Genomic DNA, 20,747 nt, shown 5'->3' with positions numbered 1-20,747 from the left:
AAACAACGTGCCTTTTGGGCTATCACCTCTTGATAGCGAAGCAGTTGATTCGGTTTGGTTTTCATCCGGGGGAAGGGTGGAGGAACGTCGCCGTAGCGCATCTTTCGCCGCTGGAGCACCAGTCTTTTGGCCGCAATCGGTCCTTAAGGCTTACATGGAAATTCAAGACGTTACGGCCTCCTTCGCGTGCCAGGAAGGAAGAGCGGGAACGCCACCGATCAATCGCGTGCCGCGGTCAAAACCGGCGCGGGACCCTATGAATTTGGAAAGAGAATTAGACGATGACACAGTCTCCGCGCGCTACCATTGCCCGCAACACTCCCAACATCGCCGTCGTCGGAGTTGGTGGCGGTGGCGGAAACGCGATCAACAACATGATTGCCGAGGGTATCGGCGGCGTCGATTTCATCGCGGCCAATACGGATGCGCAGGCGCTGAAGAAGACCAATGCGCCACGGCTCGTGCAGCTCAGCTCAGAACTGACGGGCGGGCTTGGTGCGGGTGCTGATCCCGAGGTCGGCCGGCAGGCTGCGATCGATTCCCTCGACGAGATCATGGATCACCTGAGCGGCTATGATATGTGTTTCATCACCGCCGGCATGGGCGGCGGCACCGGGACGGGTGCGGCACCCGTTATTGCCGAAGCCTGCCGTGCAAAGAACATTCTCACAGTTGGTGTCGTCACGCTTCCTTTCAGCTTTGAGGGCGTGCGCCGCATGCGGGCTGCTGAGTACGGTTTTGCCAATCTGCTCAACACGGCCGATACCGTCATCGTCATTCCCAACCAGAACCTGCTGCGCATTGCCGATGCCGGGACCACCTTCGAAAATGCGCTCAAAACCGCCGACAAGGTACTGTCGCTCGGCGTGCGCTGCATCACCGATCTCATTTTGCGTGAAGGTCTGGTCAATCTCGATTTCGCCGATGTGCGATACGTCATGAAGAATGGCGGCCGGGCGCTCATGGGCACCGCACAGGCCAAGGGCGAAAAGCGTGCTTCGGAAGCAGCGGCAGCGGCCATAGCCAATCCGCTGCTCGGCGAGCCCTCGCTGAAGGAAGCCCGTGGCGCGCTGGTCTCCATTTCCGGCGGCAACGACCTGACGCTTTACGAGATTGATGAAGCGATGACGCTGGTACGTGAGGCTGTCAGCGAGGAAACCGATGTGGTGATGGGCGCTTCGTTCGACCCAACGCTGGACGGTGCTTTCAAGATTTCCGTCGTGGCCACCGGCCTGCGGAACTGATCTCCGACTAAGGCGTCGCGTCGTCGCTGGAAGCCGCTATCCGCCGCTTCGGCCGTGAAAGCGCGATGAAGACGTCTGCGCCACAAACCGAACGATCGAAAGCCGTCGCGGGCAATTTTCGCGACGGCTTTTTGTTGTTTTTGAACAATTATTCCGTCATGCAAGCCAGCGACCCGGTGACACGTCGTTGATAACAAAAAAATATAATAGTACTCTTTATGTCGACAAGAAGGATTTGATTATGACGGATATATTTGCTTCTGCCGAGCGCAAGCGCGGCTCCGGTGTGAAGATGGTCTACGATCTGCTGCGCGACGAGATTCTTGATCTCGTCCTGCCACCCGGCAGTCCCATCGATGAAGTGCAGCTTGCCGAACGGTTCAAGATGTCGCGAACGCCGATCCGTGAGGCGCTGGTACGGCTTTCGGGCGAGGGGCTGATCGATACGCTGCCGAACCGCTCTACCATGGTGTCGAACATCGATTTCCTCAACATGCACACCTATTTCGATGCGCTGGTCTTGATGTACCGGGTAACGACCCAGCTTGCCGCGCAATATCACCGTCCGGAAGATCTGGCTGGCATTCGTGCCCATAATGCGGAATTCGCGGTTGCGGTGGAGGAGCAGGATGCGCTGGCGATGATTTCCACCAACGCCGCCCTTCATCTTTCCATCGCAGAGGCCGGGCGCAACCCCTATTTCACCAGCCTGTTCAAGCGGCTGCTGGACGAGGGGCGGCGCATTCTCAGGCTTTATTACCAGTCCTATGACGATCGTCTGCCGAAGCGCTTTGTCGATGATCATGAAGAGATGATCGAGGCGATTGCCGCACGCGATATCGCTCTTTCCGAAAGGCTGGCGCGGGAGCACGCTGAACAGATCGTCCGGCAGGTGCAGAAACTGCTGGTGCGAAACGAACGGCTGGAAATAAATCTGTAGCTTGTCGATTTCTTGTCGACAAATAAAATACAAGATAGTAATGTCCCTCTCGAAAGGGTGGCGCGGACGTGCGTCCATTCCCGAAAAACATGTCCCTTAGGAGCTAGTAATGACGGCCAGCATTTTTTCCGGCGTGATTCCCGCCTTGATGACCCCCTGCAAGGATGATCGCACCCCCGATTTCGATGCGCTTGTTCGCAAGGGCAAGGAACTGATCGCCGATGGCATGTCCGCCGTGGTCTATTGCGGCTCCATGGGCGACTGGCCGCTCCTGACGGACGAGCAGCGCATGGAAGGCGTGGAGCGTCTGGTGAAGGCCGGTGTTCCCGTCATCGTCGGCACCGGAGCGGTCAACACGGCGTCTGCCGTTGCCCATGCCGCCCACGCCCAGAAGGTTGGCGCCAAGGGCCTGATGGTCATTCCCCGCGTTCTGTCGCGCGGTTCGGTCATCGCCGCCCAGAAGGCTCACTTCAAGGCAATCCTCTCGGCTGCACCGGAAATCCCTGCCGTCATCTATAACAGCCCCTATTATGGTTTTGCGACCCGCGCCGATCTCTTCTTCGCGCTGCGCGCCGAGCACAAGAACCTCGTTGGTTTCAAGGAATTCGGCGGCCCGGCGGATATGCGCTATGCGGCTGAAAACATCACCAGCCGTGACGATGAAGTCACGCTGATGATCGGTGTCGACACCGCTGTCTTCCACGGCTTCGTCAATTGCGGCGCAACCGGCGCCATCACCGGCATCGGCAACGTGCTGCCGAAGGAAGTCATCCACCTCTGCAAGCTGTCGCAGGCTGCCGCCAAGGGTGACGCTGATGCCCGCGCACGCGCCTTGGAACTGGAACAGGCGCTGGCCGTTCTTTCGTCCTTCGACGAGGGCCCGGATCTGGTTCTCTATTTCAAGCACATGATGGTGCTGAAGGGCGACAAGGAATACACGCTGCACTTCAACGAAACAGATGCACTGACGGACAGCCAGCGGGGTTATGTCGAAGCACAGTTCAAGCTGTTCAACAGCTGGTACGCCGACTGGAGCAAGCTGCCGGGCGCAGTGCAGGCCTGCAAGGCCGCCTGAGATCTTGCTGCTGTGAAAAAAAGGCCCGCAACTGCGAGCCTTTTTTGCATGTGATGAGGTTTGATGTCTCTCCTCCGTCATGCCGGGCTAGATCCGGCATCCAGCCACGGCGCGTCTGCGCCGTGAAAGGTTTCTTCCGCGATCAAGGACTTGATCGCGCTGGACCCCGAATCTAGTCCGGGCTGAGAGGGCGGGGATGCCATGCACTCGCAAAAAAACGCTGAGTGACGTTGTCGTTATGAAGGCCCGCAATTGCGGGCCTTTTTTCATTTCCCCATCCAAACGGTCAGGAAACCGCGTCCAGCCCCTTTTCCAGCAGCCGGTCGAGCCCGGCCATTTCGGCGGCGGTAAGCGTGATGCCTTTGCTTTCGGATTTGGCGCGGGCAGTGAAGCGGCGGCCCGAGGGCAGGCGGGCGCCCTGGCCGATAATGGCGTCGAACAGCACTTCCGCGCGCTGGAAGGGATCGCCGGGGCGGCCCTTGGCAAAGGCTTCAGGTGAAAAAGCGACGATCAATTCGCCATGGGTGGGGGCAAGCGTGGTGGTGCCGAGAAATTCGAGCGCTTCGGGGCTGGTGAGATCGCCAATCATGATGCCGGCGAGAAGCTCGATCATGGTGCCGATGGCCGATCCCTTGTGGCCGCCAAAGGGCAGCATGGAACCGGCAAGGGCCGCCTCCGGGTCGGTCGTCGGCTTGCCGTCGGCGCCCAGAGCCCAGCCTTCCGGCAGGGGCTTTCCGGCCCGCCGGTGTAGTTCGATTTCACCGCGGGCCGCAACCGACGTCGCAAAATCGAAGACATAAGGGGAGGTGCCCTTGCGCGGCCAGCCGAAGGCGAAGGGGTTGGTGCCAAGCAGAGGCTTGGTTCCGCCGGTGGGCGCGACGGTGGAATAGCTCGGGCACATGACCAGCCCGGCGAGACCGTTTTCGGTCAGCCCTTCGACTTCCGGCCAGAGCGCCGAGAAATGCGTGCAGTCATTGACGACGAGTGCTGCGATGCCCGAGCGTCTCGCCCGCTCCACCAGAACCGGCAGACCGAGTTCGAAGGCGGGGTTTGCGAAGCCGCCGTGGGCATTGACCTTGACGACGGCCGTGCCGTCGTCTTCGGCCACTTCAGGTATCGCATCCGGATTCACCTTGCCGGCCTTAACGGTGCGGAGCGCGCCTTCGATACGGTAAATGCCGTGCGATTTGCAGGCATCGCGCTCACCGGCGGTGATGACGCGTGCCAATGCGCCCGACTGCACCTTATTGAGGCCCGCCTTGCTGAAAATCGCCTCGACCCGCGTCGAAAGCTCTTCAATGGTCAAGGTGGTGGTGTCGCTCATCATTATCCTCCGATGTCGGGCTCGCACATTTTGAATACATAAAGTATACAAAGGTGTGAGTATTGCAACGTGTCTTTTCGATGAAGCTCAGTCACAGCAGAAGGCCACCGTCTCAAACACGAAGATACCTCAAGCCCTCATTCCTATGCTTGTCACAGGATTGCAGTCGACGCGCGTCTGCGCATCGGAAAGCCACTTTCAGCCCAAAGATTTGGGCTGGCTAGATTCCTGTGACAAGCAACGGCATGAAGGAGGCGGAATGTTTCGCCCACCTTGTCCGCTCCCCCGCGCCGGCTCGCGTAATCATCCGCGACACCTCATCAGTTCGCAGATGCAAAAAATTCTTTTTGTATACTCATTGTATTTTTCTATTGCTTTCTAAGCCCCACAGGGAAATAGTGGCCGCGCCTTCAAGGGCAGACCAATTCTGGGAGCAAATCAAGAATGAAAAAATCGGTCATTTTCGCCGGCCTGCTGGCCGCCACTTCCGCTATCACCCCGGCCAAGGCCGACAAGCTTGACGACATCATCTCGTCTGGCACGCTGCGTTGCGCGGTTGTGCTCGACTTCCCGCCCATGGGCGCGCGCGATGACGCCAACAATCCTATCGGTTTCGACGTCGATTATTGCAACGACCTCGCCAAGGCGCTCGGCGTCACGGCTGAAATCGTCGAGACGCCGTTCCCCGAGCGTATTCCGGCACTGATGTCCGGCCGCGTCGACGTCGGTGTCGCTTCGACCTCCGATACGCTGGAGCGCGCCAAAACGGTTGGCATGACCGTGCCTTACTTTGCCTTCGAAATGGCCGTTACCGCCAACGACAAGTCCGGCGTCAAGTCCTTCGAGGACATGAAGGGCAAGACGGTCGGCGCAACGGCCGGCACGTTCGAAGCCATTGCGCTTGAAAAGTCGGTCAAGGAGTGGGGCGTCGGCGAATTCCGTCCTTACCAGACCCAGGCTGATGTGTTCCTTGCCCTGAGCCAGGGGCAGATCGATGCCACCGTTTCCACGTCGACCGTTGCGCAGTCCAACGTCAAGAGCGGCAAGTTCGCCGGTATCTCGGTGGTCGGCAAGGCGCCTTACGACATCGATTACGTCGCGCTCTTCACCAACCGGGATGAATACGGCTTCATCAACTACCTGAACCTCTTCATCAATCAGCAGGTTCGCACCGGCCGCTACGCCGAGCTCTACAAAAAATGGGTTGGCGGGGAAGTGCCTTCGCTCACCGTCAACGGCGTTTATCGCTGATCAGGACTTTTCGGAAACGGCGCGGTCGAATGATCGCGCCGTCGATCGTTTCTGAAAGGTGAGACGGTTATGTTCAACTACACATTTCACTGGAATCAGGCGCTGAAGGCTTTGCCGCAGCTTCTGGACGGTGCGGTGGTGACGCTGCAGATCGCCATCCTGTCGATGGTCATCGGCGTGTCCTGCGCCATCGTGCTGACGTTGTTCCGGCTTTCGGGCAACCGTATCCTCGGCGCCTTCGCCTCGGTCTGGGTGGAAATAGCCCGCAATACGCCGGCGCTGTTCCAGATCTACATGGCCCATTTCGGGCTCGGCAATTTCGGCATTCATCTGAGCCCCTATACCGCGCTTCTGGTTGGCATCGCCTTCAATAATGCCGGTTATCTCGCGGAAAATTTCCGTGGCGCGCTGAAGGCCATTCCGGATACGCAGACGCGTTCGGGCCGCTCGCTCGGCATGACCTCGATGCAGACCTTCAGGCTGATCATCCTGCCGCAGATGCTGCGGGTTGCTTTCCTGCCTGCCACGAACCAGATGGTCTGGGCAATCCTCATGACCTCGCTCGGCGTCACGGTCGGCATGAACACGGATCTCGCCGGTGTCACGCAGGCCTTGAACGCACGTTCGTTCCGCACCTTCGAATTTTTCGCGCTCGCCGCGGTCATCTATTACGTGATCGCCAAGATCGTCACGCTCGCCGCCAGATTGCTGGCCGCGCGTCTGTTCCGTTACTGAGAGAGGTGAGCCATGTTTGAAACCGCTCTCACCTGGAGTGATCTCGCCTTCCTGGCCAAGGGTGCCGGCATGACGCTTGCCGTCACCGCCGTCGCCGTCACGGCAGGCACCATCATGGGGATCATCTTCGGCGTCCTTCGCTTCCAGCTCGGGCCTTACTGGGCCCTGCCGCTCACCTTCGTTCTGGATGTCTTCCGTTCCGTGCCGCTGCTTATCCAGCTGGTTCTCGGCAATGCCTTCCAGTCGATCGCAAAGCTCGGCTGGCCACCCTTTACGACCTCCTGCGTGGTTCTGTCGCTTTATACCGCGGCCTATTGCACGGAAATCGTGCGTGGCGGCATCGAAGCGGTGCCCTCGAACACCCGCCGCGCCTGCCGGTCGCTCGGTATGACCTGGTCGCAGGACATGCGGTACATTGTTCTGCCGCTTGCCACGCGCGTTTCGCTGCCTGCCTGGATCGGCCTGACGCTGGGTGTCATGAAGGATTCAGCGCTCGTCCTTTGGCTCGGGCTCATTGAGCTTCTGCGTGCCTCGCAGATTCTCGTGACCCGCCTGCAGGAACCGCTGACCATCCTGATGATCTGCGGCGCCATCTACTTCCTTATCAGCTTCCCCATCGCCCGTTTTGGCGGGTATCTCGAAAGACGGTGGTCCCCCAATGATTGAGATCGAAAACGTCCGCAAATCCTTCGGCCCGCTGGAGGTTCTGAAAGGGATCAACCTCACCGTCAACAAGGGCGAGGTCGTCACCATCATCGGCGGCTCCGGTTCCGGCAAGTCGACGCTGCTCACCTGCATCAACGGCCTCGAGCCGATCGACAGCGGCAAGATCGTCATCGATGGCACCGAGGTGCATGCAAAGTCGACCGACCTCAACAAGCTGCGCCGCAAGGTCGGAATCGTCTTCCAGCAGTGGAACGCCTTTCCGCATCTGACGGTGCTTGAAAACGTCATGCTGGCGCCGCGCAAGGTGCTCGGTATTTCGAAAGAGAAGGCCGAAGAAATTGCGGTCAAGCAATTGACCCACGTCGGCCTTGCCGAAAAGCTGAAGGTCTATCCGAACCGCATGTCAGGTGGCCAGCAGCAGCGTATGGCGATCGCCCGCGCGCTCGCCATGTCGCCGGAATATATGCTGTTCGATGAAGTTACCTCGGCGCTTGATCCGATGCTGGTCGGCGAAGTGCTCGACACGCTGAAGATGCTGGCGGATGAGGGCATGACGATGATCTGCGTCACGCATGAAATGGCCTTCGCCCGTGATGTCTCGAACCGCGTCGCCTTCTTCCATCAGGGCGTGATGGCCGAGATCGGCACGCCAGACCAGCTGTTCGGTGCACCACAGCATCCCGAGACGCAGAAGTTCCTGGCGAGCGTTCGGTAATGCCTGCAAATGATGTCATCGTCATCGGGGCCGGCGTTGTCGGCCTCTCGGCGGCAATCGCGGCGCAGGGCCGAGGTCTTTCGGTCACGGTCATCGACCGTGAGGGACCGGCGGCGGGCGCTTCTGCCGGCAATGCCGGCGCCTTCGCCTTCACCGATATCCTACCGCTCGCGTCGCCCGGCATTCTCTGGAAGGCGCCGAAGTGGCTGCTCGATCCGCTTGGGCCGCTCAGCGTGCCGCCGGCCTATGCGCTGAAGATCGCGCCTTGGATGTTCCGGTTCTGGCGGGCCTGCGCCGCCTCGAAGGTGGAGCACTCAACTGCAGCGCAGACGGCACTGATGGACCTTTCCAGGGCCGAACTGGAGCCGTTCCTCAAAAGGACCGACACCATTGCCATGCTGCGCAAGGAAGGCAACCTCCAGGTCTATGAAAGCGATGCGGAATTCGAAGCGTCACTCGGCGGCTGGAAGGCGCGTGAGCGCCACGGTATCGAGTTCCGGCATCTGAACGCAGAGCAGATGGCCGAGATACAGCCCGGCATCGCACCGCGCTTCAGCTGCGGCACGTTCACGCCTGGCTGGTATTCCATTGCCGATCCCAGGCTTTACACGCTGGCGCTGGCCGACCATTTTCGCACCATGGGCGGGCGTATCGAATGCCTCGATATCGCCTCGCTCCGGCCGTTGGAGGATGGGGTCGAGGTGGTTAGCCATGACGGCCGCACGCGCAAGGCAGGCCGGGTGGTACTGGCGGCAGGCGCCTTTTCGCACCGCATTGCCCGTTCGCTCGGGGAAAAAATTCCGCTGGAAACGGAACGGGGCTATAATACAACCCTGCCTTCAGGCGCATTCGATCTGCGGACGCAGGTGACCTTCGGCGGCCATGGTTTCGTCGTTACCCGGCTTTCCTCCGGCATCCGCGTCGGCGGTGCGGTCGAGTTGGGCGGGCTGGAGCTTCCGGCCAATTTTGCCCGATCCGAAGCGCTGCTGGCCAAGGCGAAAGCCTTCCTGCCGGGCCTGAAAACCGAAGGCGGCAAGCAGTGGATGGGCTTTCGCCCCTCGCTGCCGGACAGCCTGCCGGCCATTGGGCATGCGCGACACACGGCGCGGGTGGTCTACGCCTTTGGCCACGGACATCTGGGACTGACGCAATCTGCGGGTACGGCGCGCATCGTCGCCGACATTCTGACGGGGCAAAAACCCGCCATCGACACGAGCGCTTTTTCGCCGCAACGTTTCTAGAGGATTTCGGCTTTTCCCCGAAACGCAAAAATTCTCTAGCACTTTTTCACGCATTTACCGGGGCGCAAAGCGCGACGCGCTTTTACTGGAAATGCCTTAGGGAGATTTTCGATGTCTTCTGCCGTTCCGCAAGCCCGCAGCATTCTTACCGGTGCGGCCGAAGGCCCCGTGATCGCCACGACGGAAGCGCTGAGTTTCTGGGGCGGTGTCGATCCCGCCACCGGCAGGGTGATCGACGTGCATCACCCGCTGCACGGCGTCAGTCTCACCGGCGGCGTGCTCTTTATGCCGACCAGCCGGGGCTCGTGCACCGGGTCTGGCGTTCTGCTCGACCTTATTCTAACGGGCCGGGCGCCATCCGCTCTCGTTTTCTGCGAGGCGGAGGATGTGCTGACCTTGGGCGCACTTGTCGCGGCGGAAATGTTCGAGCGGGCGCTGCCGGTCGTCCGTCTCGACCCCGAAAATTTTGCCCGCTTTTCCCGCGCGGTCCATGTTCGCATCGATGAAAACAGCATCGAGGCCGATGGCCTTTCGCTTGCCATAGCGCATCCCGCGACTGCCCGTCTCGATCTGACGGGTGACGACCGCGCGATGCTGGAAGGGCGCGACGGCATCGCCGTGCGCCAGGCCATGCGCATCATCGTCGCCATAGCAGCCCAGCAGGGCGCTTCCGCGCTCGTTAATGTCACACAGGGCCATATTGACGGCTGCATCTATGCCAGCCCCGCCAATCTCACTTTCGCGGAAAAAATGGCTGAGATGGGTGGCAAGGTCCGGGTGCCGACGACCATGAACGCCATTTTGGTGGACAAGGCCAACTGGCGGGCACAGGGCGTGCCGGATGATTTCGGCGATCCGGCGGCGAGACTGGCGGATGCTTATGTGCGCATGGGCTGTCGGCCCACCTTCACCTGTTCGCCTTACCTGCTCGACAGCGCGCCGGGCGCGGGTGAATCGATTGCCTGGGCGGAATCGAACGCGGTGATTTTTGCCAATACGGTGCTTGGTGCACGCACTGCCAAACATCCTGATTTCCTCGATCTATGTATCGCGATGACGGGCAGGGCGCCGCTTTCGGGTGTTTACCTGGAGGAAAATCGCCGGCCGCAGCGCATCGTGGACGTGGTGCTGCCGCAAGGGATAGACGATGCGTTCTGGCCGCTCGTCGGTTATCTCGCCGGCAAGGCGGCCCCCGATTGCATACCGCTGCTGCGCGGACTTGGGGCTGCGAAACCATCGCGGGATGATTTGAAAGCGCTCTGCGCTGCCTTCGGCACCACCTCAGCAGCGCCCATGCTGCATATCGAGGGCGTTACGCCGGAAGCCGGCATTGCGCCTCTGGAAACGGCCGACACGGTCAGCATTTCGCTTACCGATATGGCGGCCGGGTGGTCGCTGCTGAACGAGGGACCGGAGGAGGTGCAACTGGTCGCCATAGGTAGTCCTCACGCGTCGCTGGAGGAGTGCCGCGCCCTTGCGGCTGTTTTCGACGGTCGCAGGCGCCATGCGGATGTCGCCGTCATCGTCACAGCCGGCCAGCAGGTCATCGATGCAGCTGCCCACGACGGCACGTTGAAAAGCCTGAAGGATAGCGGTGTACAGGTACTGCCTGACCTCTGCTGGTGTTCTATCTCCGAGCCGGTCTTCCCGACGAAGACGCGCGCCTTGATGACCAATTCCGGCAAATACGCCCATTACGGACCCGGCCTCAGCGGCCGCGCGGTGCGCTTCGGCAGCCTTGCCGATTGCGTCGAGAGCGCGTTGACCGGCCGTGCCGCTTCCCGTCGTCCCGCCTGGCTTTCCTGAGGAGAATTCAATGCGCAGTATTAAGACCGTTCATGTCATTTCCGCCCATGCGGAAGGCGAGGTGGGGGATGTGATTGTCGGTGGCGTCAAGCCGCCACCAGGCGAAACGATCTGGGAACAGAGCCGTTTCATCGCCCGTGACGAGACGCTTCGCAACTTCGTGCTGAATGAGCCGCGCGGCGGCGTATTCCGCCACGTCAATCTGCTGGTGCCGCCGAAACATCCTGATGCGGATGCCGCCTTCATCATCATGGAGCCGGAGGATACGCCGCCCATGTCCGGGTCTAACTCCATCTGCGTGTCCACCGTCCTTCTCGATGGCGGTATCGTGCCGATGCAGGAGCCGGAAACCCATATGCTGCTGGAAGCTCCCGGCGGGCTGGTGAAGGTGCGTGCCGAATGCCGCAACGGCAAGGCCGAGCGTATTTTCGTGCAGAACCTGCCAAGCTTCGCCGCGAAGCTTGATGCCGAACTCGAGGTCGAAGGCCTTGGAAAGCTCAAAGTGGACACGGCCTACGGCGGCGACAGTTTCGTCATCGTAGATGCCGAAGCAATGGGTTTCAGCCTTAAACCGGAAGAGGCGCACGAGATTGCCCGCCTCGGCGTGCGCATCACCAACGCCGCCAACAAGACTCTGGGTTTCGATCATCCCGAAAACCCGGACTGGCGGCATTTTTCCTTCTGCCTGTTCGCCGGCAAGGTGGAACGCACGGCCGAAGGCCCGCGGGCAGGGGCGGCCGTCGCCATCCAGCCGGGCAAGGTGGACCGCTCGCCTACCGGCACGGCGCTTTCGGCCCGTATGGCCGTGCTGCATGCACGCGGCGAAATGAAGGAAGGGGAAACGCTGACGGCGGTGTCGCTGATCGGCTCTACCTTCACGGGCCGTATCCTCGGAACCACAACAGTCGGCGACCGACCGGCCATAATGCCGGAAATATCCGGCCGCGGCTGGATCACCGGAATACACCAGCACATGCTCGATCCGTCGGATCCATGGCCGGAAGGGTATCGTCTGACGGATACCTGGGGTGCGAGGTAAGGGCGTTACAGGTCACTCGGGTGGAATGGTGAGTACGCCACAGCGGTGCGGCATATTTCTTCTCCCCGCCGGGGAGAAGGTGGCCCGAAGGGTCGGATGAGGGGGTAACTCCGCGAGAGACGGAGAGCTTGCCCCCTCATCCGCTGCCGCGGACTTCTCCCCGGCGGGGAGAAGAAAGAAGCGGTACCCGCTCGTTCCAACAGGGCTAAAGCTTCACCGACCCAACCGCTTCGTCGTCTCCCGCACGATCAGCTCGAAGCCGACATCCACCCGCGCACCCTCGGGAACAGCGGCATCCTTTTCTGCCTCCAATATCGAAAGCAGCAACTCGCCCGCCTTGCGGCCGATCATCTGCGCGTCGACCCGTATCGTTGAAATCGCCGGATAGCATTGTCTGCCAATATCAAAATCACCGAAGCCGAGAATGGAAATCTGATCTGGTACATGAATGCCGCGGCGATGACATTCCATCAGCGCACCGACAGCGGAAATATCCGACACGGCGAAGATGGCTTCGACATCGGGCGCCTTGGCCAACAGGGAGCCCAGCGTTTTCGCGCCGTGATCGTATGAGACCGGCGCGCTGCCCTCGCGGATGATGAGATCATCGGCGATGCCGGCTTCGCGCAGCGCCGCCCCGAAACCGAGCAGGCGGCTTTCGCCGCGCCAGTCCTTAACGTCGCCATCGGCTCGGGAGCCAAGTGCGCCTATGCGCGTGAATCCAAGCGATATCAGGTGTTTGGCGGCGGTTCTTCCCACTTCGTAATTGGAGAAACCGACCGCGTGGTCGATCGGATGTTCGGGTACGTCCCAGATTTCAACGATCGGGATACCGGCGCGCATCAACACTTCGCTTGCCATCTTGGTATGAACCGTGCCGGCGACGACAATCGCGTCGGGACGGCGCTCCATCATGGTGCGGATGACGCGCTCTTCTTCCTGCAGGTCGTACATGGTGTAACCGATCAGCAATTGGTAATCGGCGGCGCGTAGCGCATTGGCCAGGCCTTGAGCGCTGTCGGCGAAGTTTGAGTTGGTGAGTGTCGGCAGGATGGCGGTGATGAAATTGGTGCGGCGAGAAGAAAGCGAACCGGCGATTCGGTCAGGCACATAACCAAGCTTCTCAATGGCCTTCATCACCCTCTGGCGCGTCTCCTCGGACACCAGAGCGGGATCGGCCAGCACCCGCGAGACGGTCATCTTGGAGACGCCCGCAAGTTTTGAGACGTCGCTCATGGTTGCTTTTTTTGACGTGACTAACGCTGCGGCCAAAGGCGTGCGCTCCACCAAAGCATGTCTCCCCAGTTACAATCCGGCTGAATGAAGACCGGTTCACGACAAGACATACACGAAGATACCAAGGGAAAGCACGCCGTATGATTGCAGATCAATGCGACGTGCACCGGATTTATGCGACGCGGCTATAGACCAGATGGTAGAAACGCCCGTCACACATGCTCATCATCTCATCCGTCAGTACCCGGCCTTCCAGCCGGACCGGCGAGACCAGCGCTTCCTCCACGGCCTCCATCGACGGATAGTCGATTTCCTGCACCATTATGATCTGGGCCGCGTCCGGGTCCGTGCGCTCCGTACGCATCACTCGCACCGCCTGCGCATTCGGCATGCGCTTCCAGACAGGCAGTAATTTTTCCTCGACGATGCGAAAAAACTCCTCCTCCCGGCCGGGGTGAATCCTGCCTTCGAAAATTGCCGAGCGTGTGTACATGTTTCCTCCCGAAATGAATGCCGACCGAAACAGTTCTGTAGATCGGACTTGCAATGATACCGATAACATGCATTATTGATCCTGCCAAGAACGTGAAGCGGCGTCGAAGAGAGGAAAATCGACAATCATAATAACCTATTGAATTTCGTGAGAAATTCATCTGGTTCTGTATTTTCACGGTTTCTTGGGAGGAGTTTTCAGTCAAGCGCCTAGAAATGTTATCGAGAACATTTTTCGGTTTGCGAAGGCCGCTGTTCTGCATTGGGCAGCTACTATTGGGTTGGAGGAGAAACCATGAGCATTTCAAGATTTCTGAAAAACATAACCGTTGCTGTTGGCGTTGCCGCAGCTTCGCTTGCGGCTACAACGTCCGCCCATGCCGTCTCGCTCAGCGAGATCACGGCGCGCGGCAAGGTCAAGATCGGTGTTCTCACGGGCGCGCCGCCGATGGGCATGGTGGATGAAAAGGGCAACCCTTCCGGTTATGACGTCGATGTTGCCAATCTCATCGGTTCCTACCTGTCGCTGCCGGTGGAACTGGTGCCGCTGACGCCTCCAGCGCGTATTCCGGCCCTTCAGACCGGCAAGGTCGATTTCCTCGTTGCGACGCTCGCGCCGACCGGCGAACGCGCCAAGACTGTGATGTTCACGCAGCCATACAGCGCCTTCAACATGGATATCATCTCCGGCAAGGACCAGAAATTCGAAAATCTCGACAGCCTCAAGGGCAAGCGCGTGTCGGTCAACCGCGGTTCCTCACAGGAAACCGCGCTGCGCAAGGCTAACGTCGAAGGTCTCGAAATCGTCGTTTACGAAGACGATTCCACCAGCGCCCAAGCTTTGCTTGCGGGTCAGGTGGATGCCGTCGCCCTGCCGTCCACGGTTGGTGAAGCAATCATCAAGCAGCGCCCGGAAGCCGGTCTCCAGGTCGGATTCACCTTCTTCCAGCAGGGCAATTCCATGGCGACCAAGCTTGAGGATTTCGAGCTGCGCCAGTGGCTGAACACCTCCATTTACCTGATGAAGATGTCCGGCGATCTCGACCGCATCTCGGTCAAGTGGACCGGTCGCCCGCTGCCGCAATTGCCAAGCTTCTGATTGAGCCTTTCAACGCGCCCGCCGGGAATACGTTCGGCGGGCCGGGAAATGTCAACGGAGTGACGCATGTCCTATACATTCCAATTCGGCGCGCTCGCCCAATATCAGAATGAAATTCTGAACGGCATATGGCTGACCATCAAGCTGTCGGTCCTCTCCATCGTGCTCGGCTGCGCTTTCGGCATTCTTCTCGCTTCATTGCGCTCCATCAATGGTGGCATCGTCCGCATCATCGTGGATGCTTATGTCGAAATCATCCGCAACACGCCGTTCCTCGTGCAGCTGTTCATCGTCTATTTCGGCCTGCCGGGTCTCGGCTTTCGCGTCGGGGCGGATACGGCGGCGCTGATCGGCATGACGATCAATCTTGCCGCCTATTCGACGGAGATCATCCGCGCCGGCATCGAGGCGGTGCACAAGTCGCAGATCGAGGCGGGTGAGGCTCTGGGCTTCACCAAGTACCAGATTTATCGTCACGTCATTATCGTGCCCGCCATTGCCAAGGTCTATCCATCGCTCTGCAGCCAGTTCGTGCTGATGATGCTGGCATCGAGCATATGCTCGGCCATCTCCACCCATGAGCTTGCCGCCGCTGCAGCCTTCGTGGAATCGCAGACCTATCGCTCCTTCGAGGTCTACATCGTCGTCACGCTCATCTATCTGGCGCTGGCGCTCAGCCTGCGGCTCATCCTTGCCCTTGTCGGCATGTGGCTGTTCGGTCGCCGCGTGGCCCGCAAGACGATGACCGCTTTGCCGGAGGTGCAGTCATGACCCTTAGAACTTTCGGCTGGAACGAATTCGGCTTCCTGCTGACCGCCCTGCAATGGACCGTGCTTCTGACGATCATTGCGCTAATCGGCGGCGGTATCGTCGGCTTCTTCGTGGCGCTCGCCCGCACCTCGAATTTCAAGGCGCTGCGCATTGCCGCCGGCACCTACATTCAGGTGATCCAGGGCATTCCGGTGCTGATGATCCTGTTCCTGTCCTATTATGGCCTCAGCCTTGCCGGGCTGGAACTGCCGCCGCTTTTTGCCGCCGGCGCGTCGATGACCATCTATACGTCAGGTTATCTCGCGGAAATCTGGCGCGGCTGCATCCAGGCGGTGCCGAAGCAGCAATGGGAAGCGTCGGAATCGCTCGCTCTCACCCGCGCCCAGCAATATCGCTACGTCATCCTGCCGCAGGCGATCCGAATTTCGCTACCGCCGACCGTCGGTTTTGCCGTCCAGGTCGTCAAGAACACCTCCATCGCATCGATCATCGGTTTCGTCGAACTGGCGAGAGCGGGGCAGCTCATCAACAATGCCACGTTCCAGCCGTTCCGCGTCTTCGTGGCGGTGGCCGTACTTTATTTCATCGTCTGCTACCCGTTATCCCAGCTGTCGCGTTGGCTGGAAAGGAGGCTTCATGCCGGAAGTAATCGTTGAAAGCGTTCACAAGAGCTTTGGCGCTCTGGAGGTACTCAAAGGCGTGTCGCTGACGGTCGGCCGTGGTGAAGTGTTCGCCCTCATCGGCCGCTCGGGCTCGGGCAAGAGCACGCTGCTGCGCTGCATGAACGGGCTGGAAAAGATCAATTCCGGGCGCATCGAAATCGCTGGTCATGCGATTGGTGAAGACGCCAAGGCCCTGCGGAAGCTGCGCACCGATGTCGGCATCGTGTTTCAGAGCTATAATCTGTTCCCGCATCTGACGGTCGGCGAAAACATCATGCTTGCGCCGCGCATCGTCAAGGACGTGGCAAAATCGGAAACCAAGGATATCGCCCGTGAGGTTCTGCAGCTCGTCGGTCTTTCGGAGAAATTCGATTCCTATCCGGACCAGCTGTCCGGCGGCCAGCAGCAGCGTGTGGCGATTGCGCGCTCGCTTGCCATGCGGCCGAAGGTAATGCTGTTCGACGAGGTGACGTCTGCGCTCGATCCGGAACTCACCGAAGAAGTGCTGACTGTCATGGAAAACCTCGCCAGAGACGGCATGACCATGATCCTCGTGACGCATGAGATGGCTTTTGCGCGGCGCGTGGCGACCGAAACGATCTTCATGCACAAGGGCAAGATCTGGGAGCAGGGCCGCTCGTCCGAACTCTTCGCCAATCCGCAAACGCCGGAACTCCGGCAATTCGTCAAGGCCGATGTAAAGTAGTTCACCGGCACAAAGGAAAATCCATGACCACTGAAATCGTGCAACTGTGCCCGCTCATTCCGGCACTGGAGGAAGAACTTGCGCAGCGCTTCACCGTGCATCGCCTGTTCGAAGTGTCAGACAGGGCCGCCTTCCTTGCTGAAAAAGGCGGCGCGATTTGCGGCGTCGTCACCGGCGGTCATATCGGCCTGCCGGCGGATATTGGTGAAGCGTTACCAAAGCTTGAAATCGTTGCCATCAACGGCGTCGGCTTCGACAAGGTTGATCTGGCTGAAGCGAAGCGGCGCGGCTTTCGTGTTTCCAATACGCCTGACGTGTTGACGGCCGATGTCGCGGATCTTGCTCTGGGCCTTATTCTGGCGCAGGCACGCAGGCTGCCGCAGGCAGACCAATATGTCCGCACCGGGCAATGGCTGAAGGGCGACATGGGCCTTTCCACCCGCGTGGCCGGTCGTCGCTATGGCATATTCGGTTTCGGCCGCATCGGTCAGGCGATTGCCAGGAGGCTCGAAGGTTTCGATGCGCATATCTCCTACACCGCGAGAAATCGTCGCGATGTCGCCTATGATTATTATGACAGCATCGAAGCTCTGGCCGCTAATTGTGACGTGTTGATCATCGCCGCAGCGGCCACCGCCGAAACGCGTCACATCGTCAGCGCCGAGGTTCTGAACGCGCTTGGCCCGCAGGGCGTGCTCGTCAACGTGGCTCGCGGCTCGTTGGTGGATGAGAAGGCGCTCATTGAGGCACTTTCGAATGGCGTGATCGCAGGTGCTGCGCTTGATGTCTTCGAGGATGAACCGCGTGTGCCGGAAGCGCTGTTTGCTTTCGAAACCGTCACGCTCGCCCCACATATCGGCAGCGGCACGCATCAGACGCGACGGGCCATGGCAGACCTCGTTCTTGCCAATCTCGACGCGCATTTTGCCGGCAGGGAGCTGCCGACGCCGGTGGCGTGACGGGGCCTTGCTGGATGCCGGAATTCTGGCGGCGCGGCTTCTATCCGCGCCGTTTTCCCTGAGACAGGCGCTATTTCATCGCCGCAAGCGTACAGACGGCCACCGGCCACCCTATCTCCGCCCCTCGTTCATATTTATATAATATGTATAATCCTACTATTCTGCTCTCTTATAAAGTGATGAGGCGGATAGGTGCGTTCCAAGGGCCCGAAGACACCCGTGCAGAACCGGATATCGCGAAAAAAGCGCGAAACAGGGCCATCTGCCTCTACCCCAACAGATGAAAATAGTAATCCATCCGACCGGCATGTGTTGTTGGAAGCGATGATCGACCACGTGCCGGATTTTATCTATGCCAAGGATCTGGAAGGTCGTTTCCTGTTTGCGAACCGCGCAATCGTCAAGGAAAATGGTTTTGACACGGTGGAGGAGCTGATTGGCCTCACCGATTATGATATTCATGGCGAAGCAGCACGGCGGGCGGGCATTCCCGACACCGAGGCACGGGTGATGCGCACGGGAGAACCGGATCTCGGTTACGAAGAGCGGGCCATGCGCGGCGATATCGACCGCTGGCTGATGATGTCGCGCGTGCCGCTGCGGGACAAGTCCGGCAACATCATCGGGGTGGTCGGCGCTTCTAGGGACATAACCCAGAAAAAGGCTTCCGAAAGGCTGCTGCAGACGCAGGCGCGCATTCTCGAAATGATTGTCGCAGCGGCGCGTATCGAGGATTTCCTCGAGGAATTCGTCAAGGCGATTGAAAATCTCGCCACGGGGCTTGCCTGTGCCGTACGGGTGTTCGACGCCGCTACGGGTGAACCTTCGGTTTATGCATCGCCGGCACTCGCTCCGCATGCGGGGCTGACGGCGCTGATTTCCTCGGTCAGCGATCCTGACATCATCACTTCCCCTGCCGATAACACGGCCTTCAGCTTCGATATTCCCGCCAGCGACGGCAAGGCGCACGGTTTTGTCTGGTGCATGCTCGCGGCCCGCCAGCCAGATCCGGCACTGGTGGAATTTATCGGTGCGGCTGCACGCATGGCGGGGCTCGCGATCGACCGCAAACGTGCGGCCGAACATATCGCCTTTCTGGCCGACCACGACATGCTGACCCGGCTCCCCAATCGCCGTTTTCTCGATACACGACTGCCGGAAGTTCTTGCGGCCGCGGCAAAAGCCAGGCGGACGATCGCCGTCTGCTTTCTCGACCTCGACAATTTCAAGCAGATCAACGACACGCTGGGCCACAGCGTCGGCGATGCGCTGCTTTCGAAGACGGCGGCGCGCATCGCAGGGACCCTGGGTCGAAACGATCTCGTGTTGCGGGTGGGTGGGGATGAGTTCGTCGTCATTCTGGAGAAGCAGCGTGACGGTTTCGAAAACCGGCTTCGGAGCATCCAAGCTGCGGTCTCACAGCCGCTGCGCATCGGCAATTATGATATCAAGGCGACATCCAGCATCGGCGTGGCGTTTTTTCCGGAACATGGGGAAACCACGGCGGAGATCGTCGCCGCTGCCGATCTTGCCATGTATCAGGCGAAACATAATGGTCGGGACGGTATCGCCACCTTCTCGCCGCGAATGGCAGACGATTTGAGAAAGAAGGTCACGCGTATCGAGGAATTGCGCAGGGCCGTGGAACGCGATGAATTCATCCTTCATTTCCAGCCGCAGGTCGATCTACTTACCGGCGGCATCAGTGGGGTGGAGGCGCTGGTGCGCTGGCAGCACCCGGCGGAGGGACTGCTTGGGCCTGCGGAATTCATCGGCCTTGCGGAAGAAACCGGCCTCATCGTGGAGCTTGGGGAGAGCATTCTGAAAAAAGCGTGCCGTCAGGCGCGAGACTGGATGGCTGCTGGATTGTCGCCTGTCAAAATGGCAGTCAATATCTCCCCCCGGCAGTTTCAGGCCGGCTTGGCGGACCAGATCAGTTCGGTGCTGAAGGAAACCGGCCTTGCACCTTCGCTGCTGGAAATCGAGATTACCGAGACGCTCATCATTCAGGATGTCGACACGTCAGTGCGCATCATGCGCGCCATCAAGCAGATGGGCGTCAGCCTGGCACTGGATGACTTCGGCATCGGCTATTCCTGTCTTGGCATGCTCAAGACATTCCCTCTCTCGTGCATGAAGATCGACCGGTCGTTCCTCACGCATCTGCCGGCAAAAACCAAAGACAGCGCCATTGTTTCGATCATGATCCAGCTTGCCGGTTCACTGGGCATCGATGTCATTGCCGAAGGCGTGGAAACGGCCGAGCAGGCTGACTTTCTGCGCGCTGCCGGTTGTCCCTACGGGCAAGGTTATTATTTCGGCCGCCCCGTGGCGGCTGGCGAGATCGAGGGCATGCTGAAGGCGATGCCCACATTTGCAACCGGGTCTTCCAGCCAACCGCTGTAATCGCCGATCCACCGCCCGCTGCGTCATCCGAACGGAATTGAAGCACCACGCGCGAGTTTCGGGTCGGGTATCGCCGCCTCGCGCACTCACTGCACCAGCCTCGGCCATTGTCACATCACCGTTGTTATTCAAGGTGAGCTGTTGGGCTCCTGCCGCAGCAATATTGTTACTAATCTCGTCATATTAGAATATTATCGTAAATTAAATATCCAATAAAGCTTATTTTCCCAGTTTATATAAGTGTATTTTTATATTTTAAACTTTATATTTGTTGTAATTTTACTACGTAATGTGATTGCGTCATCGTGTTGTATTTTAAATTCTGAGATTTGAATTGCGACTCCCCCGCGATTTCTGTCATTTGCTGATCAGCGCAGGGA

At 59.5% G+C, this 20,747-nt stretch carries 19 protein-coding genes; 16 read left to right on the top strand and 3 right to left on the bottom strand.

Annotated features, from left to right (window positions below; translation table 11 throughout):
- The first annotated feature begins 281 nt into the window (after positions 1–281).
- The 3 genes from ftsZ to EGT36_RS17275 all read left to right on the top strand — a co-directional run bounded on the left by ftsZ (position 282) and on the right by EGT36_RS17275 (position 3,259).
- Positions 282–1,244 (top strand): cell division protein FtsZ, encoded by a 963-nt coding sequence (gene ftsZ / locus EGT36_RS17285; RefSeq protein WP_004444641.1) that lies wholly within the window; start codon positions 282–284, stop codon positions 1,242–1,244.
- 241 nt (positions 1,245–1,485) lie between these two features.
- Positions 1,486–2,184 (top strand): GntR family transcriptional regulator, encoded by a 699-nt coding sequence (locus tag EGT36_RS17280; RefSeq protein WP_125270679.1) that lies wholly within the window; start codon positions 1,486–1,488, stop codon positions 2,182–2,184.
- Positions 2,185–2,293: 109 nt separating this feature from the next.
- Complete coding sequence (locus EGT36_RS17275; RefSeq protein WP_006700297.1) at positions 2,294–3,259, top strand: dihydrodipicolinate synthase family protein; 966 nt, start codon at positions 2,294–2,296, stop codon at positions 3,257–3,259.
- 286 nt (positions 3,260–3,545) lie between these two features.
- On the opposite strand, the gene EGT36_RS17270 is transcribed toward EGT36_RS17275, so the two are convergent.
- Positions 3,546–4,583 carry an Ldh family oxidoreductase gene (locus EGT36_RS17270; protein ID WP_125270678.1) on the bottom strand — a complete coding sequence of 346 codons (1,038 nt, stop codon included), beginning with the start codon at positions 4,581–4,583 and terminating at the stop codon, positions 3,546–3,548.
- A gap of 444 nt (positions 4,584–5,027) precedes the next feature.
- Here EGT36_RS17270 and EGT36_RS17260 point away from each other — a divergent pair, with 444 nt between their 5' ends.
- From EGT36_RS17260 to EGT36_RS17230, 7 genes are all read left to right on the top strand, one after another.
- The gene (locus tag EGT36_RS17260; protein ID WP_004444630.1) at positions 5,028–5,834 is read left to right on the top strand and encodes an ABC transporter substrate-binding protein; all 807 of its coding nucleotides are present in this window, start codon (positions 5,028–5,030) and stop codon (positions 5,832–5,834) included.
- A gap of 69 nt (positions 5,835–5,903) precedes the next feature.
- Positions 5,904–6,569 (top strand): amino acid ABC transporter permease, encoded by a 666-nt coding sequence (locus tag EGT36_RS17255; protein ID WP_004444628.1) that lies wholly within the window; start codon positions 5,904–5,906, stop codon positions 6,567–6,569.
- A 12-nt stretch (positions 6,570–6,581) separates the two neighbouring features.
- Complete coding sequence (locus tag EGT36_RS17250; protein ID WP_006700301.1) at positions 6,582–7,235, top strand: amino acid ABC transporter permease; 654 nt, start codon at positions 6,582–6,584, stop codon at positions 7,233–7,235.
- Positions 7,228–7,950, top strand: a complete 723-nt coding sequence (locus EGT36_RS17245; RefSeq protein WP_004444624.1) for an amino acid ABC transporter ATP-binding protein — start codon at positions 7,228–7,230, stop codon at positions 7,948–7,950. The genes EGT36_RS17250 and EGT36_RS17245 overlap by 8 nt, the downstream gene beginning before the upstream one ends.
- Entirely contained in the window at positions 7,950–9,191 is a 1,242-nt protein-coding gene (locus tag EGT36_RS17240) for an NAD(P)/FAD-dependent oxidoreductase (protein ID WP_125270677.1), read from the top strand. The genes EGT36_RS17245 and EGT36_RS17240 overlap by 1 nt, the downstream gene beginning before the upstream one ends.
- A 111-nt stretch (positions 9,192–9,302) precedes the next feature.
- Entirely contained in the window at positions 9,303–10,997 is a 1,695-nt protein-coding gene (lhpI, locus tag EGT36_RS17235) for a cis-3-hydroxy-L-proline dehydratase (protein WP_125270676.1), read from the top strand.
- Between the two features lie 10 nt (positions 10,998–11,007).
- Entirely contained in the window at positions 11,008–12,036 is a 1,029-nt protein-coding gene (locus tag EGT36_RS17230) for a trans-3-hydroxy-L-proline dehydratase (RefSeq protein ID WP_125270675.1), read from the top strand.
- A gap of 213 nt (positions 12,037–12,249) precedes the next feature.
- Here EGT36_RS17230 and EGT36_RS17225 read toward each other — a convergent pair whose 3' ends face one another.
- Together EGT36_RS17225 and EGT36_RS17220 are read right to left on the bottom strand one after the other, a co-directional pair.
- Positions 12,250–13,272, bottom strand: a complete 1,023-nt coding sequence (locus EGT36_RS17225; protein ID WP_035209565.1) for a LacI family DNA-binding transcriptional regulator — start codon at positions 13,270–13,272, stop codon at positions 12,250–12,252.
- 172 nt (positions 13,273–13,444) lie between these two features.
- Positions 13,445–13,765, bottom strand: a complete 321-nt coding sequence (locus EGT36_RS17220) for a hypothetical protein (RefSeq protein WP_022563853.1) — start codon at positions 13,763–13,765, stop codon at positions 13,445–13,447.
- 294 nt (positions 13,766–14,059) lie between these two features.
- Between EGT36_RS17220 and EGT36_RS17215 the strand changes: the two genes are divergently transcribed.
- From EGT36_RS17215 to EGT36_RS17190, 6 genes are all read left to right on the top strand, one after another.
- Entirely contained in the window at positions 14,060–14,863 is an 804-nt protein-coding gene (locus tag EGT36_RS17215) for a transporter substrate-binding domain-containing protein (protein ID WP_125270674.1), read from the top strand.
- 66 nt (positions 14,864–14,929) lie between these two features.
- Positions 14,930–15,634: an amino acid ABC transporter permease gene (locus tag EGT36_RS17210; RefSeq protein ID WP_112416631.1), complete on the top strand. Its 705-nt coding sequence runs from the start codon at positions 14,930–14,932 to the stop codon at positions 15,632–15,634.
- Positions 15,631–16,290 (top strand): amino acid ABC transporter permease, encoded by a 660-nt coding sequence (locus tag EGT36_RS17205; protein WP_003521700.1) that lies wholly within the window; start codon positions 15,631–15,633, stop codon positions 16,288–16,290. The genes EGT36_RS17210 and EGT36_RS17205 overlap by 4 nt, the downstream gene beginning before the upstream one ends.
- On the top strand, positions 16,271–17,002 hold the full coding sequence (locus EGT36_RS17200; RefSeq protein WP_125270673.1) for an amino acid ABC transporter ATP-binding protein: 732 nt from the start codon (positions 16,271–16,273) through the stop codon (positions 17,000–17,002). The genes EGT36_RS17205 and EGT36_RS17200 overlap by 20 nt, the downstream gene beginning before the upstream one ends.
- A 23-nt stretch (positions 17,003–17,025) precedes the next feature.
- A complete protein-coding gene (locus EGT36_RS17195) occupies positions 17,026–17,961 on the top strand; it encodes a 2-hydroxyacid dehydrogenase (RefSeq protein WP_125270672.1) in 936 nt (311 codons plus the stop codon).
- A gap of 231 nt (positions 17,962–18,192) precedes the next feature.
- Positions 18,193–20,367, top strand: a complete 2,175-nt coding sequence (locus tag EGT36_RS17190; RefSeq protein WP_125271404.1) for a putative bifunctional diguanylate cyclase/phosphodiesterase — start codon at positions 18,193–18,195, stop codon at positions 20,365–20,367.
- The last annotated feature ends 380 nt before the right edge of the window (positions 20,368–20,747 follow it).

The sequence above is a fragment of the Agrobacterium sp. FDAARGOS_525 genome (assembly GCF_003938925.1).
In the GTDB taxonomy this organism is placed as follows: domain Bacteria; phylum Pseudomonadota; class Alphaproteobacteria; order Rhizobiales; family Rhizobiaceae; genus Agrobacterium; species Agrobacterium pusense.
The sequence above is the reverse complement of the archived record's forward strand: the minus strand, read 5'-3'. Positions and strand labels throughout refer to the sequence as shown.

Coding starts and splice junctions, on each gene's coding strand:
- ftsZ (WP_004444641.1), top strand. CDS start 282: ATGACACAGTCTCCGCGCGCTACCATTGCCCGCAACACTCCCAACATC.
- EGT36_RS17280 (WP_125270679.1), top strand. CDS start 1,486: ATGACGGATATATTTGCTTCTGCCGAGCGCAAGCGCGGCTCCGGTGTG.
- EGT36_RS17225 (WP_035209565.1), bottom strand. CDS start 13,272: ATGAGCGACGTCTCAAAACTTGCGGGCGTCTCCAAGATGACCGTCTCG.
- EGT36_RS17240 (WP_125270677.1), top strand. CDS start 7,950: ATGCCTGCAAATGATGTCATCGTCATCGGGGCCGGCGTTGTCGGCCTC.
- EGT36_RS17205 (WP_003521700.1), top strand. CDS start 15,631: ATGACCCTTAGAACTTTCGGCTGGAACGAATTCGGCTTCCTGCTGACC.
- EGT36_RS17255 (WP_004444628.1), top strand. CDS start 5,904: ATGTTCAACTACACATTTCACTGGAATCAGGCGCTGAAGGCTTTGCCG.
- lhpI (WP_125270676.1), top strand. CDS start 9,303: ATGTCTTCTGCCGTTCCGCAAGCCCGCAGCATTCTTACCGGTGCGGCC.
- EGT36_RS17220 (WP_022563853.1), bottom strand. CDS start 13,765: ATGTACACACGCTCGGCAATTTTCGAAGGCAGGATTCACCCCGGCCGG.
- EGT36_RS17275 (WP_006700297.1), top strand. CDS start 2,294: ATGACGGCCAGCATTTTTTCCGGCGTGATTCCCGCCTTGATGACCCCC.
- EGT36_RS17200 (WP_125270673.1), top strand. CDS start 16,271: ATGCCGGAAGTAATCGTTGAAAGCGTTCACAAGAGCTTTGGCGCTCTG.
- EGT36_RS17245 (WP_004444624.1), top strand. CDS start 7,228: ATGATTGAGATCGAAAACGTCCGCAAATCCTTCGGCCCGCTGGAGGTT.
- EGT36_RS17215 (WP_125270674.1), top strand. CDS start 14,060: ATGAGCATTTCAAGATTTCTGAAAAACATAACCGTTGCTGTTGGCGTT.
- EGT36_RS17250 (WP_006700301.1), top strand. CDS start 6,582: ATGTTTGAAACCGCTCTCACCTGGAGTGATCTCGCCTTCCTGGCCAAG.
- EGT36_RS17210 (WP_112416631.1), top strand. CDS start 14,930: ATGTCCTATACATTCCAATTCGGCGCGCTCGCCCAATATCAGAATGAA.
- EGT36_RS17230 (WP_125270675.1), top strand. CDS start 11,008: ATGCGCAGTATTAAGACCGTTCATGTCATTTCCGCCCATGCGGAAGGC.
- EGT36_RS17260 (WP_004444630.1), top strand. CDS start 5,028: ATGAAAAAATCGGTCATTTTCGCCGGCCTGCTGGCCGCCACTTCCGCT.
- EGT36_RS17270 (WP_125270678.1), bottom strand. CDS start 4,583: ATGAGCGACACCACCACCTTGACCATTGAAGAGCTTTCGACGCGGGTC.
- EGT36_RS17195 (WP_125270672.1), top strand. CDS start 17,026: ATGACCACTGAAATCGTGCAACTGTGCCCGCTCATTCCGGCACTGGAG.